At 73.8% G+C, this 12,182-nt stretch carries 12 protein-coding genes, 1 tRNA gene and 1 pseudogene; 10 read left to right on the forward strand and 4 right to left on the reverse strand.

Annotated features, from left to right (window positions below; translation table 11 throughout):
- Nucleotides 1–13 precede the first annotated feature (13 nt).
- From eno to BLW04_RS27395, 5 genes are all read left to right on the forward strand, one after another.
- A complete protein-coding gene (gene eno, locus BLW04_RS07380) occupies nt 14–1,291 on the forward strand; it encodes a phosphopyruvate hydratase (protein WP_091538133.1) in 1,278 nt (425 codons plus the stop codon).
- A 73-nt stretch (nt 1,292–1,364) separates the two neighbouring features.
- Nucleotides 1,365–1,958, forward strand: a complete 594-nt coding sequence (locus tag BLW04_RS07385) for an FtsB family cell division protein (RefSeq protein ID WP_254781153.1) — start codon at nt 1,365–1,367, stop codon at nt 1,956–1,958.
- The gene (locus tag BLW04_RS07390; RefSeq protein ID WP_091538135.1) at nt 1,955–2,509 is read left to right on the forward strand and encodes a DUF501 domain-containing protein; all 555 of its coding nucleotides are present in this window, start codon (nt 1,955–1,957) and stop codon (nt 2,507–2,509) included. The genes BLW04_RS07385 and BLW04_RS07390 overlap by 4 nt, the downstream gene beginning before the upstream one ends.
- Entirely contained in the window at nt 2,506–3,462 is a 957-nt protein-coding gene (locus tag BLW04_RS07395; protein WP_091538137.1) for a Ppx/GppA phosphatase family protein, read from the forward strand. Before BLW04_RS07390 ends, BLW04_RS07395 begins: the two co-directional genes overlap by 4 nt.
- Nucleotides 3,463–3,619: 157 nt before the next feature.
- The gene (locus tag BLW04_RS27395) at nt 3,620–3,760 is read left to right on the forward strand and encodes a hypothetical protein (protein WP_217630891.1); all 141 of its coding nucleotides are present in this window, start codon (nt 3,620–3,622) and stop codon (nt 3,758–3,760) included.
- A 480-nt stretch (nt 3,761–4,240) separates the two neighbouring features.
- On the opposite strand, the gene BLW04_RS07405 is transcribed toward BLW04_RS27395, so the two are convergent.
- Together BLW04_RS07405 and BLW04_RS28210 are read right to left on the reverse strand one after the other, a co-directional pair.
- Entirely contained in the window at nt 4,241–4,558 is a 318-nt protein-coding gene (locus BLW04_RS07405; RefSeq protein WP_091538139.1) for a DUF4235 domain-containing protein, read from the reverse strand.
- A pseudogene (locus BLW04_RS28210) lies at nt 4,555–4,758 on the reverse strand (hypothetical protein); the annotation flags it as partial. The pseudogene BLW04_RS28210 and the gene BLW04_RS07405, both read right to left, overlap by 4 nt.
- A 102-nt stretch (nt 4,759–4,860) precedes the next feature.
- Between BLW04_RS28210 and BLW04_RS26565 the strand changes: the two are divergent.
- From BLW04_RS26565 to BLW04_RS07425, 4 genes are all read left to right on the forward strand, one after another.
- The gene (locus BLW04_RS26565; RefSeq protein WP_175483945.1) at nt 4,861–5,628 is read left to right on the forward strand and encodes a uracil-DNA glycosylase; all 768 of its coding nucleotides are present in this window, start codon (nt 4,861–4,863) and stop codon (nt 5,626–5,628) included.
- 49 nt (nt 5,629–5,677) lie between these two features.
- A complete protein-coding gene (locus BLW04_RS07415; protein ID WP_091538144.1) occupies nt 5,678–7,066 on the forward strand; it encodes an NAD(P)/FAD-dependent oxidoreductase in 1,389 nt (462 codons plus the stop codon).
- Nucleotides 7,067–7,106: 40 nt separating this feature from the next.
- A tRNA-Leu gene (locus tag BLW04_RS07420) sits at nt 7,107–7,180 on the forward strand.
- Nucleotides 7,181–7,376: 196 nt separating this feature from the next.
- Nucleotides 7,377–8,195: a Bax inhibitor-1/YccA family protein gene (locus tag BLW04_RS07425; RefSeq protein WP_175483937.1), complete on the forward strand. Its 819-nt coding sequence runs from the start codon at nt 7,377–7,379 to the stop codon at nt 8,193–8,195.
- Nucleotides 8,196–8,420: 225 nt separating this feature from the next.
- On the opposite strand, the gene BLW04_RS07430 is transcribed toward BLW04_RS07425, so the two are convergent.
- Nucleotides 8,421–9,641 carry an acetyl-CoA C-acetyltransferase gene (locus tag BLW04_RS07430; protein ID WP_091538147.1) on the reverse strand — a complete coding sequence of 407 codons (1,221 nt, stop codon included), beginning with the start codon at nt 9,639–9,641 and terminating at the stop codon, nt 8,421–8,423.
- Between the two features lie 79 nt (nt 9,642–9,720).
- Nucleotides 9,721–10,740 carry an SGNH/GDSL hydrolase family protein gene (locus tag BLW04_RS07435; RefSeq protein ID WP_091538150.1) on the reverse strand — a complete coding sequence of 340 codons (1,020 nt, stop codon included), beginning with the start codon at nt 10,738–10,740 and terminating at the stop codon, nt 9,721–9,723.
- Nucleotides 10,741–10,824: 84 nt separating this feature from the next.
- Here BLW04_RS07435 and BLW04_RS07440 point away from each other — a divergent pair, with 84 nt between their 5' ends.
- Entirely contained in the window at nt 10,825–12,180 is a 1,356-nt protein-coding gene (locus BLW04_RS07440) for a DUF2252 domain-containing protein (RefSeq protein ID WP_217630892.1), read from the forward strand.
- Nucleotides 12,181–12,182 lie beyond the last annotated feature (2 nt).

Genomic DNA, 12,182 nt, shown 5'->3' on the forward strand with positions numbered 1-12,182 from the left:
TAGGCTGCTGGCCGTGGCAAGCATCGACGCAGTCGGCGCGCGAGAGATCCTGGACTCGCGCGGAAACCCCACCGTGGAGGTCGAGGTGGCCCTCGACGACGGGACCATCGCGCGCGCCGCGGTGCCCAGCGGCGCCTCCACCGGCGCCTTCGAGGCGGTGGAACTGCGCGACGGGGGCGACCGCTACGGCGGCAAGGGCGTGACCCAGGCCGTCGACGGCGTCCTGGACGTGATCGGCCCGGAGCTGGTCGGCTTCGACGCCGCCGAGCAGCGGCTGGTCGACCAGCGGCTGATCGACCTCGACGGCACCCCGGACAAGTCCCGGCTCGGCGCAAACGCCATCCTCGGGGTCAGCCTCGCGGTGGCCCGGGCCGCGGCCGAGTCCGCCGGCCTGCCGCTGTTCCGCTACGTCGGCGGCCCCTCGGCGCACGTGCTGCCGGTGCCGATGATGAATATCGTCAACGGTGGCGCGCACGCCGACAGCAACGTCGACGTCCAGGAGTTCATGATCGCCCCGATCGGCGCGGCGACCTTCGCCGAGGCGCTGGCGATGGGTGCGGAGACCTACCACGCGCTGAAGTCGGTGCTGCAGAAGCGCGGCCTGTCCACCGGGCTGGGCGACGAGGGTGGCTTCGCCCCTTCCCTGCCGAGCAACCGCGACGCGCTGGACCTGATCGTGGAGGCGGTGGAGAAGGCCGGCTACACCGTTGGCACCGACATCGCCTTCGCCCTCGACGTCGCCGCCACCGAGTTCCACAGCGACGAGGGCTACGCCTTCGAGGGCGCGACGCGCACCGCCGAGTACCTCACGGAGTACTACCGCGGGCTGGTCGACTCCTATCCGATCGTCTCCCTCGAGGACCCGCTGGACGAGGAGGACTGGGACGGCTGGGTGGCGCTGACCGCCGCCCTCGGCGACCGGGTGCAGATCGTCGGCGACGACCTGTTCGTCACCAACCCCACCCGGATCGCCGAGGGCATCGCCCGCGGCGCGGCGAACGCGCTGCTGGTAAAGGTCAACCAGATCGGCACGCTCACCGACACCCTGGACGCGGTCAACCTCGCCCACCGCGCGGGCTACCGCTCGATGATGAGCCACCGTTCCGGGGAGACCGAGGACACCACGATCGCCGACCTCGCGGTGGCCACCGACTGCGGCCAGATCAAGACCGGCGCCCCCGCCCGCAGCGAGCGGGTCGCCAAGTACAACCAGCTGCTGCGCATCGAGGAGGAGCTGGACGACGCCGCCCGCTACGCCGGCGCCGGGGCGTTCCCGCGGCTCTCCCTGTGAGCGAGCTCACGAGCTCACGCAGGGACACAGCAGTGCAGCGAATGCGCCCGGCGAGCGCTGGCGAGGCGTTCGCGTGAGCTCGGCCCGCACCCGGCCGGGCAGTCCCGGCGGCACCCGCCGCCGGGCCTCCTCGCGCCCGGTGCGGGCCGGCAACCGCGGCTCGGAGGACAGCCGCCCCGGACGCCGGCGCACCCGGGCGCCGCGCCGTACCGCCGCGACGCCGCGGCGCGGCCCCCGGTTCACCGGGCGGGCCGTGCTCCTGGGAGCGCTGGTCCTGCTGCTCGCGCTGACCCTGGCCGGCCCGGTCCGGCAGTACGTCGCCGGGCGTCAGGAGCTCGCCGAGCTCGCCGTCGGGCACGACGCGCTCACCCAGCAGGCCGCCGACCTGCGCGCCCAGCTGGACCGGCAGGCCGACCCGGCCTACGTCGCCCAGCAGGCGCGCGCCCGGCTCACCTACGTGCTCCCCGGCGACCGGCTCGTGGTCGTCGGCGACGCCGGGGGTGTTGGCGATCCGGGCGAGGCCGCGCCGGGCGAGGCGTCGGCCGGGCAGGTCCGCAGCGGCGCCGCCGTCCCCTGGTACACCGGACTGCTGGACTCGGTCGCCGCCGCCGACGGGGACCCCCCGGCGACGCCGGCCGATCCGGCGTCCGGAGACTCGACCGGGTGACCCACCCCGGTACCCGGCCGCCGGAGCCTGCGCCCGTCTCCCCGGACGAGCGCATCGTTATCGCCCGCCAGCTGGGCCGCCCGCCCCGTGCGCTGGTCGGCGTCGCCCACCGCTGCCCGTGCGGCCAGCCCGACGTCGTGGAGACCTCGCCGCGGCTGGAGGACGGCACCCCGTTCCCGACGCTGTACTACCTGACCTGCCCGCGGGCGACCGCCGCGGCCAGCCGGCTGGAGTCGGCCGGCCGGATGCGGGAGTGGCAGGACGAGCTGGCCACCGACGAGGGGCTGGCGGCGGGGTACCTCGCCGCGCACGAGGCGTACCTGGCCACCCGGGACGCCCGCGACGTGCTGCCCACCCGGGCCACCGCCGGCGGGATGCCCGACCGGGTCAAGTGCCTGCACGCCCTTGCCGGGCACGCGCTGGCCGCCGGGCCGGGGGTCAATCCGATCGGCGACCGCGCCGTCGCCGAGATGGGGGAGTGGTGGGTCGCCGGGCCGTGCGCCGCGCCCTCGCCGGACGATCCGGCCGACATCAGCGCGGTGACCGCATGACCCGGGTCGCCGCGATCGACTGCGGCACCAACTCCATCCGGCTGCTCATTGCCGACGTCCCGGCCGAGGGGGCGCACACGGATCTGCTGCGGCGGATGGAGGTCGTGCGGCTCGGGGAGGGCGTCGACGCCACCGGCCGGCTCGCCCCGCAGGCGATCGAGCGGACCCGCCAGGTGCTCGCCGAGTACGCCGCCCAGGCGCGCGAGCTCGGCGCCGAGCGGGTGCGGATGGTGGCCACCAGCGCCAGCCGGGACGCGGAGAACCGGGCGGAGTTCGAGGCGATGGTGACCGCCACGCTGGGCCGGCTCCCCGACGTCGCGACCGGGGTGGAGGAGGCCGGGCTGTCCTACCTGGGCGCCACCGCCTCGCTGGCCGCCGCCGCCCGGGCCCACGGCACCGCCGAGCCGGAGCCGCCGTACCTCGTGGTCGACATCGGCGGTGGTTCCACCGAGTTCGTGCTCGGCGACGCCAGCGGGGTGCGGGCCGCGCGCTCGGTCGACGTCGGCTGCGTGCGGCTCACCGAGCGGCACCTGCACAGCGATCCGCCGCCGCCGGAGGAGGTGCAGGCCGCCGAGACCGACATCCGCGCCGCACTGGCCCAGGTGGCCGCGGGCGTGCCGGTCGCGCAGGCGCGCACGCTGGTCGGCCTGGCCGGGTCGGTGACCACGGTGGCCGCCCTGGCCCTGGGACTGCCGGCCTACGACCCCGACGCCATCCACGGGTCGCGGATCCCGGTGGCCGCCGTCCGGTCGGTGTCGGCCGGGCTGCTCACCGCGAGCCGGGCGCGCCGGGCGGCGCTGCCGGTCATGCACCCGGGCCGGGTCGACGTGATCGGCGCGGGAGCGCTCATCCTGCGCGTCGTCATGGACACCTTCGACCTCGACGAGGTCGTGATCAGCGAGCACGACATCCTCGACGGGATCGCCCTGCGCCTCGCCCGCCCCCAGGCATAGGAGGCTCTCCACCCGGTTCCAGGCCCGGAACCGGGTGGAGGATTCCGATGCCTGGTCAGGGGGTCGGGGACGCGCTCACGTCCCCCGAACCCAATTACTGTGCGCCTGGTCACCGCCGAGCCGGGTGGCGCAGGCACGATCGAACGGCGAGGCGGGCATGCGGGAGCTGAGCCGACGGGCGCTGCTCGGGCCGGCCGAGCCATCCGCGCTCGCCCTCGCCGGCTGCGGGGCGCTTCTGGACGGCAGCCTCGCCGCGGACCTCCGCGCCGACCGCCTCCTCGGCGACGCCCAGCCCTGAGCCAGTTGCGGTCCCGACGCCCGCCGTGCGGCTGATCGGCGACGGATCGACGTCCGACACCGGCCCGCAGCCCCGTCGGCCGGTTCCACGGAGGCTGGCGCCCGGCGAGCGCCCGCCCCAGTTCGTCGTCTTCTCCTGGGACGGCGCGGCCAACCTCTCCACCGGCCTGTTCCCGCGGTTCCGGGCGCTGGCGCAGGAACTCGGCGCGTCGATGACCTTCTTCCTCAGCGGTCTGGACGCACCCCCTTCTTCGTCGGCAACCACTTCGAGCAGTGGAACGGCGGGATCTACATGGACGCCGTCGAGGACTCCTTGCGGGCCGTCGCCGGCCAGCCGGAGGTGCAACTGGTGTCCTTCCGTCAGCTGGTGGCCTGGCTCGAGGTGCAGGAGCCCGCCGTCCTCGACCGGTTGCGGACCCTGCCGGTCGGCACGCCCCCGGCCGGTGGCTGGGAGCCCTTCACGCCTGACGGTGGCGCCGGGTCAGGAGGCGCTGTCCGCGTTGACGTTCGGCGGCAGCTTTCCGGTCACCGCCTGGTAGGCCGCGGCGGCACCGCGCGCGGCGACCAGCCGGCCGGCCGCCACGAGGACGCCGGAGAACGCTGCCCAGGCCAGCGCATCGGGCCAGGTCACGCCGGGGGCGGCCGGGTTCCTCGGCGGCGGGTACCCGCGCACCGTCTCCCAGCCGGCGTCGGCGGCCTTCCTGACCAGGATGCCGGCGGGGACCGCCATCGTCGTGCCGAGCACCTTGTACAGCGTCGGCGTCTTCATCTTCTGCTTCTTCGCCACGGGCGTGATCATGCCGGGTCCGGCACGGCGACGGGCAGCGCGGCCGGAACTTCCAGCCGGACGTCGGGGTGGCCGAGGAACCGCACGTCGGTGACGCTCACGGCAGCCGCGGCGGCCCGCTGCTCGGCCTGCCGCAGCGGGCCCATCTGGTCGCGGGGGATGTCGTCGAACCCGTCGGCGCCGCCGTCGGTGACGATGCAGTAGGTGACCTGGGTGCCGGCCGCCGTTCAGGTGACCACCGTCCCGCGTGCTGCCGAATCGACGTCGCCGGGGTGGGTCAGGACGCCGCCGGTCGCTGTGGTCTGCTGACCGGCGTGGCACGCGACGCCGACGGCTACCCCGTCACCCGCAGCGCGGCCGGGGTGGCCCGCGGGGCCGCGGCGACCCGGGACCTCACCGTGCTGGACGAGCGCATCTCCGGCTGCCGCGCCTGCCCTCGGCTGGTCCGCTGGCGGGAGGAGGTCGCCGTGGTCAAGCGGGCCTCCTTCCGCGACCAGGACTACTGGGGCCGGCCGGTCCCCGGGCTGGGCGCGGCCGACGCCCGGATCGCGGTGGTCGGCCTCGCTCCGGCCGCGCACGGCGGGAACCGCACCGGCCGGGTCTTCACCGGCGACCGCAGCGGCGACTGGATCTTCGCGGCCCTGTGGCGCGCGGGCCTGGCCAACCAGCCGACCTCGACCCACATGGGTGACGGGCTGGAGCTCACCGACGTCCGGATCTGCGCGGCGGTGCGCTGCGCGCCGCCGGCCAACGCGCCGACGCCGGAGGAGCGGGACACCTGCTCGCCCTGGCTGGCCCGGGAGCTGGAACTGCTGCCGCAGCTGCGGGTGGTCGTCGTCCTCGGTGGCTTCGGCTGGACGGCGCTGTGGCCGGTGCTCGCCGGTGCAGGGGTCCCGCTGCCGCGGCCGCGGCCGACGTTCGGTCACGGGGCCGAGGTGACCCTGACCGCGCCCCGCGGGCCGCTGACCCTGCTGGGCAGCTACCACGTCAGCCAGCAGAACACCTTCACCGGCCGGCTCACCGAGCCGATGCTCGACGCCGTGCTGAGCCGGGCGCGTGAACTGGCCGCCGGCGAGGCGTGAGCCCGGCCGCAACAGGTCGCGAGGTGGCCATGGGCTTACGGTGAGGGGCATGGCCCAACGTCCGGTGATCCTGATCGTGGGCGGCGGCTACGTCGGTCTCTACACCGCATTGCGGCTGCAGAAGAAGCTCAGCCGCGGCCGCGCCGAGATCATCGTGGTCGACCCGCAGCCGCACATGACCTACCAGCCGTTCCTGCCCGAGGCCGCGGCCGGTTCGGTCGAGCCCCGGCACGTCGTCGTCCCGCTGCGCCGCACGTTGGACCGCTGCCGGGTGGTCACCGGAGCGGTCACCGGGCTCAGCCACGCCGACCGCACTGCGACCGTTGCCCCGGTCGAGGGAGAGTCCTTCGACCTGCACTACGACGTCCTGGTGATGGCCGCCGGGTCGATCGCACGCACACTGCCCATCCCGGGGCTGCCCGAGCACGGCATCGGGTTCAAGAACGTCGGCGAGGCCATCTACCTGCGCAACCACGTGCTGGCCCGGCTGGACGCCGCGGCCTCCACCGACGACCCCGAGGTCCGCCGCAGAGCGCTGACGTTCACCTTCGTGGGCGGGGGCTACGCCGGCATCGAGGCCTTCGCCGAGCTCGAGGACATGGCCCGCTACGCCATCGAGCACTACTACCCGCGGCTGTCGCCGGCCGACATGCGGTGGGTCCTGGTCGAGGCGACCGGCCGGATCCTGCCCGAGGTCGACCTCGACATGGCCGCCTGGACCGTCGAGCAGCTGACCGCGCGGGGTATGGAGCTCAAGCTGAACACCCGGCTGGAGTCGATCAGCGACGAGTGCCTGGTCAGCACCGGCGACGGCGACTCCTTCGCCAGCGACACCCTGGTCTGGACGGCGGGGACCAAGCCCAATCCGCTGCTCTCCGCCACCGACCTGCCGCTGGACGGTCGCGGCCGGGTCGAGTGTGAGGCGACGCTGCAGGTCAAGGGGACGCCCGACGCCTGGGCTGCCGGCGACCTGGCCGCCGTCCCGGACCTGACCAGCGACGATCCGGACGCGACCACCGCCCCCAACGCCCAGCACGCCGTCCGGCAGGCCAAGCGGCTGGCCGACAACATCCTGGCCATCCTCGACGGGCGAGAGCCGACCCCCTACCGGCACGCCTACGCCGGGTCGGTGGCCAGCCTCGGCCTGCACAAGGGCGTGGCCCAGGTGTACGGCGTGAAGCTCAAGGGCTGGCCGGCCTGGATGATGCACCGGACGTACCACGTCAGCCGGGTGCCCACCCTCAACCGCAAGGTGCGCGTCATCGCCGACTGGACGCTGGCGTCGGTGTTCCGGCGCGAGGTCATCTCCCTGGGCCAGCTGCAGGACCCGCGCCGGGAGTTCGTGGCCGCCGCGAACACCGGCCGGACCGGGCACCTGCCGCCGCCCCAGCCGGCCGATCACGAGCAGTCCCGGACGCCGGGGGCCCAGGCCGGCTGACGCCGGGGCGTTAGGGTGCGGCGGGTCCGCCCACCAGACCGCCCCCGTAGCCCAATCGGCAGAGGCAGGCCCCTTAAAAGGGTTCCAGTGTCGGTTCGATCCCGACCGGGGGCACTGCCGACCGCCCGGGAATGCGGAGCGGCGCCCTCAGCCGTGTGCAGGTGAGCGTCCCGCGACCGTCTGTTGCCACCCGTCCGGGCGATCATGGGGCCTCCAGGAACGCGCCGGGCCCCTACGGCGTTGGACCGGACAGCGTGGGGTGGACCAAGCTGTGCCCCACGGTCCGACCAGTCACCTCGAGGAGATGACGATGCCCAGCCACAACCCGGCGTTCAGCCGGGGATTCCCTGCGGCCGGCAACGGCCAGTACGCCAGCTGGGGCGCAGGCCCGCAGCAGACGTACGGCGGGGCGCCCACCCAGCACGACCCCTACGCGGCTCCTTCGCCGTACGCGGCGAAGAGCACCACCTACCTGACGATGGACGACGTCGTCACCAAGACCGGTCTGACCTTCCTGGTGACCGTCCTGGCCGCCGCGGCGACCTGGACCCTGGTGCCGGACGCGGTGGCCGCCGGCCTGCTGTTCCCGGCGCTGATCGTCGGCCTGGTGCTCGGCCTGTTCATCTCGTTCAAGCAGGTCGCCAACCCCGCCGCCACGCTGGCCTACGCGGCCGTCGAGGGCGTCCTTGTCGGGGCGATCAGCGAGTTCTACGCCGAGAACTTCGGCGGCAACCTGATCACGCAGGCGGTGATCGGCACCTTCGGTGTCTTCTTCGGCATGCTGGTGGTCTACAAGACCGGTGCCATCCGGGTCACCCCGAAGCTGACCCGCTGGGTCGTGGGCGCGCTGTTCGGCGTCCTGGCCCTCGTGGTCGTGAACCTGATCGCCGGCTTCTTCGTCTCCGGTGGGCTCGGCCTGCGGGACGGCGGCCCGGTCGCGATCATCTTCAGCCTCGTCGTCATCGGTGTGGCGGCGTTCTCGCTGCTGCTCGACTTCGACATGGCCGACGAGGCGATCCGTCGCGGCGCCCCGGCGCAGTTCGCCTGGTACATCGCCTTCGGCCTGCTCGTCACGGTCATCTGGCTGTACCTGGAGATCCTGCGGCTGCTCAGCTACTTCCGCGAGTGAGCTGGTGAAGGACCCCGTCCTCCCCACCCTTCGCAAGCTCAGGGTGGGACCCGGGACGGGGCCGTGACATACGACCGTGGCCCGGTCCCCGCGAGGGGGCCGGGCCACGGTCGTTCAGGCCCCCCTGCAGGGCCCCGCCGCCGGCCCCGTCCAGAGGCTCATCCCGAGCGTGCAAGGGATGAGGAGGACGGGGTCCTTCCACGCTGGGAGGCAGGGGGTCCTTCTTCAGGAGAGGCGCTCGACGACCATCGCCATGCCCTGGCCACCACCGACGCACATCGTCTCCAGGCCGAACTGCCCGTCGCGCTCGCGCAGGCCGTTGAGCAGGGTGCCGGTGATCCGGGCGCCGGTCATGCCGAAGGGGTGCCCGACGGCGATGGCGCCACCGTGCACGTTCAGCTTGTCGATGTCGATGCCCAGGTCCTTGTAGCTGGGGATCACCTGCGCGGCGAACGCCTCGTTGATCTCCACCAGGTCCATGTCCGAGATCGACATGCCAGCGCGGGCGAGCGCCTGCTGGGAGGCCGCCACCGGGCCGTAGCCCATGATCTCCGGCGAGAGGCCGGTGACGCCGGTGGAGACCACCCGGGCCAGCGGGGTGATGCCCAGCTCGCGGGCCTTGGTGTCGCTCATGACGACCAGCGCCGCGGCGCCGTCGTTGAGCGGGCAGGCATTGCCGGCGGTGACCCGGCCATCGGGGCGGAAGACCGGCTTGAGCCCGGCCAGGCCCTCGACCGTCGTCCCGGCCCGGGGGCCGTCGTCCTTGCTGACCACGGTGCCGTCGGGCGTGGTGACCGGGGTGATCTCCCGCTCCCAGAAGCCGCTGGCGATGGCCTGCTCGGCCAGGTTCTGGCTGCGGGCGGCGAACTCGTCCATCTCCTGGCGGGAGACGTCCTTGAGCAGGGCCAGGTTCTCCGCGGTCTGCCCCATGGCGATGTAGGCGTCGGGCAGGTCGCCGTCCTCACGCGGGTCGCGCCAGCTCTCCGCGCCGGACTCCGCGGTCTTGGCCACCCGGCCCTCGGCGTCGGCGAAGCGCGGGTTGTGGGTGTCGGGCCAGGAGTCGGAGTTGCCCCTGGCGAAGCGGGAGACCATCTCCACCCCGGCGGAGATGAACACGTCGCCCTCGCCGGCCTTGATCGCGTGCAGCGCCATCCGGGTGGTCTGCAGCGAGGAGGAGCAGTAGCGGGTGATGGTCGTCCCCGGCAGGTGGTCCATGCCGAGCAGCACCGCGACGACGCGGCCCATGTTGAACCCCTGCTCGCCGCCGGGCAGGCCGCAGCCGAGCATGAGGTCGTCGATGTCGGTCGGGTCCAGCTGTGGCACCTGGTCCAGGGCGGCGCGGACGATGGTGGCGGCGAGGTCGTCGGGCCGCAGATCCTTCAGCGAGCCCTTGAAGGCCCGGCCGATGGGGGAGCGGGCGGTGGCGACGATGACGGCTTCGGGCATGGGTCCTCCACGATGAGGCGCGCCACCTCAGGCGGCGACGGACGTCGGATCACCCCGAACCTACCCTCCGGTAGGGGGCTCATCCGCGGACGGCGGGCTCCGCGGCGTCCTGCACCTCATCCGGGGTCGGCATCTCCGGCGGACGGCGCCGGCGCAGCCGGGCCCACGGCCCGTACGGCCCGCTCTCCTGACCGCGCACCTCGGTCGCCTGGACCTCGGTGCCGGTACGCCCGGCGGCCTTCGCGGCGGCCTTCGCGACCGGCCGGACGGTGTCCCGGCGCATCCGCAGGCCCCGGTCGGCGGCCGCGGGCCAGACGCCGAGGCAGTCGGCGACCGAGGGCAGCAGAACCGCGGCAGCCGCCGCGTAGCCGGCGGCCGAGGGGTGGAATTCGTCGCTGCTGAACATCGTGTGGTCGCTGGCGAAGGTGGGGCCGAGGACCGAGCCGAGGGACACGGTCCGGCCGCCCTCGGCGACGACGGCGATGGTCTGCGCGGCGGCCAGGTTCCGGCTCCACCGCCGGGCGAGCAGCCGCAGCGGCTGGCGGATCGGTCGGATGGTGCCCAGGTCCGGGCAGGTCCCGACGACGACCTGGCAGCCGCTGCCGACCAGCCGGCGGACCGCCTCGGCCAGGTGGCGGACCGAGGTGGCGGGGCGGGCGCGGCTGGTGACGTCGTTGGCGCCGATCATGATCACCGCGACGTCCGGGTGCTCGGCGAGCGCCAGCTCGACCTGGGCGTCCAGCCGGCTGGAGACCGCGCCGGACACCGCGAGCCGGACCAGCTGGACCGGTCGTTCCGCGAGCTCGGCCAGCGCACTGGCGACGAGGACGCCGGGGGTCCGCTCCGCCTTCTCCACGCCGAGGCCGACCGCACTGGAGTCGCCCAGCACCGCCAGTACGAGGGGCTTGCCGCGGCTGCTGCCGTAGCGCCCGTTCCCCGTGGGCGGATCGCCCTGGGCCACCCGGGCCTCGACCCGGCGCCGCGCCGAGCGGGCCTCCCCGCGCAGGACGGTCACCAGTGCCGCGCCCGCGATCCCCAGGCCGCCACCGCCGTACACGGCGCCGGTGGCCAGTCGCCGCGCTCTGCTCGCCCGTGTCACCCCGTCCGCCCTCCCGTCCGGCGCCCACCCGCGAGCTGCGGGGGAGGACCTCCCTGCAGGCTAGCCACCGCCTACGTTGGTGCCGTGGCTGACCGGACCGACCTCACCCCGACGGACGACCCGTCCCGCCAGCAGCAGATAGTCGACGTCCTCGTCGACGCCTTCGCGCCGCTCATGGCGGCCGACGCCGACGCCTTCCGCACCAAGTTCCGGAAGATGGCCGCCGACCCGTTCGCCTTCTACCGCGGTTCCGCCTGTCTGTTCTACGCGGACATGGCGACGCTGAGGGACCGGTGGTGTGACGGTCGGACGTCGCGGGTGTGGATCCAGGGCGACCTGCACGCGGAGAACTTCGGCACCTCGATGGACGGTGACGGCCGGATCGTCTTCGGCGTGAATGACTTCGACGAGGCCTACCTCGGGCACGTCAGCTGGGACCTGCGCCGCTTCGCCGCGAGCTTCGCCCTGCTGGCCTGGCGCAAGGCGCTCGGGGACGACGTGATCGACGACGTGCTGCGCTGCTACCTGGAGTCCTACCTGGACCAGGTGGCCGCCTTCACACGCTCGGACGAGGACCGTGACTTCGCGCTGGTCCGGGAGAACACGGTGGGGGCGGTGCACGACGTCGTCCTCGCCACGACCGGGCGCACCCGGCTGGGGCTGTTGGACCGGATGACCGTCGTCGAGGGCTACGCGCGGCGCTTCACCGACCGGCCCCGCAACCGGCGGCTCGACGACGACGAGCGGGACGTGGTGCTGGCCGCCGTCGACCGCTACCGGGAGACGCTGCCGGCCGGCAACCGGCGGCGGGAGGTCGCCTTCGACGTCAAGGACGTCATCGGGACCGGCGGGTTCGGCATCGGCAGCGCCGGACTGCCGGCCTACAACGTGTTGCTGGAGGGCTACGACCAGGCGCTGGAGAACGACGTCGTCCTCTCCCTCAAGCAGGGCAACGTGCCCGCGCCCAGCCGGGTGGTCACCGACCCGGCGATCCGCGCCCACTTCGAGCACGAGGGCCACCGCACGGCGATCAGCCAGCGGGCGCTGCAGTCGCACGCCTCACCGTTCATCGGGCACACCGAGATCGGCGGTGTGGGCTTCGTGGTGGCCGAGCTGTCGCCCTACGAGCTTGACCTGGACTGGGAAAACCTCACCGAGCCCGAGGAGATCCGGCCGGTGGTCGCCCAGCTGGGCCGGGCCACCGCGACGACGCACTGCGTCGGCGACCTGGACAGCGATCACAGCCTGGTGCCCTTCCAGACCGAGGAGGCGATCACCGCGATGGTCGGGGACCGGCGCGCGGAGTTCATCGCCGACCTGACCGGGTTCGCGCACTCCTACGCCGAGCGGACCCGCGCCGATCACCGGCTGTTCGTCAACGCCTTCCGGGCCGGGCAGATCACCGGGATCAGCTCCAGCGGGGCGCTCCCGATCACCTGAGG

The sequence above is a fragment of the Modestobacter sp. DSM 44400 genome, assembly GCF_900107175.1.
In the GTDB taxonomy this organism is placed as follows: Bacteria; Actinomycetota; Actinomycetes; order Mycobacteriales; family Geodermatophilaceae; genus Modestobacter.

Excerpts from the sequence above, each read along its gene's own strand:
- BLW04_RS07395 (WP_091538137.1), top strand. The coding sequence starts at position 2,506 with ATGACCCGGGTCGCCGCGATCGACTGCGGCACCAACTCCATCCGGCTG.
- BLW04_RS27395 (WP_217630891.1), top strand. The coding sequence starts at position 3,620 with ATGCGGGAGCTGAGCCGACGGGCGCTGCTCGGGCCGGCCGAGCCATCC.
- BLW04_RS07405 (WP_091538139.1), bottom strand. The coding sequence starts at position 4,558 with ATGATCACGCCCGTGGCGAAGAAGCAGAAGATGAAGACGCCGACGCTG.
- BLW04_RS07415 (WP_091538144.1), top strand. The coding sequence starts at position 5,678 with ATGGCCCAACGTCCGGTGATCCTGATCGTGGGCGGCGGCTACGTCGGT.
- BLW04_RS07425 (WP_175483937.1), top strand. The coding sequence starts at position 7,377 with ATGCCCAGCCACAACCCGGCGTTCAGCCGGGGATTCCCTGCGGCCGGC.
- BLW04_RS07430 (WP_091538147.1), bottom strand. The coding sequence starts at position 9,641 with ATGCCCGAAGCCGTCATCGTCGCCACCGCCCGCTCCCCCATCGGCCGG.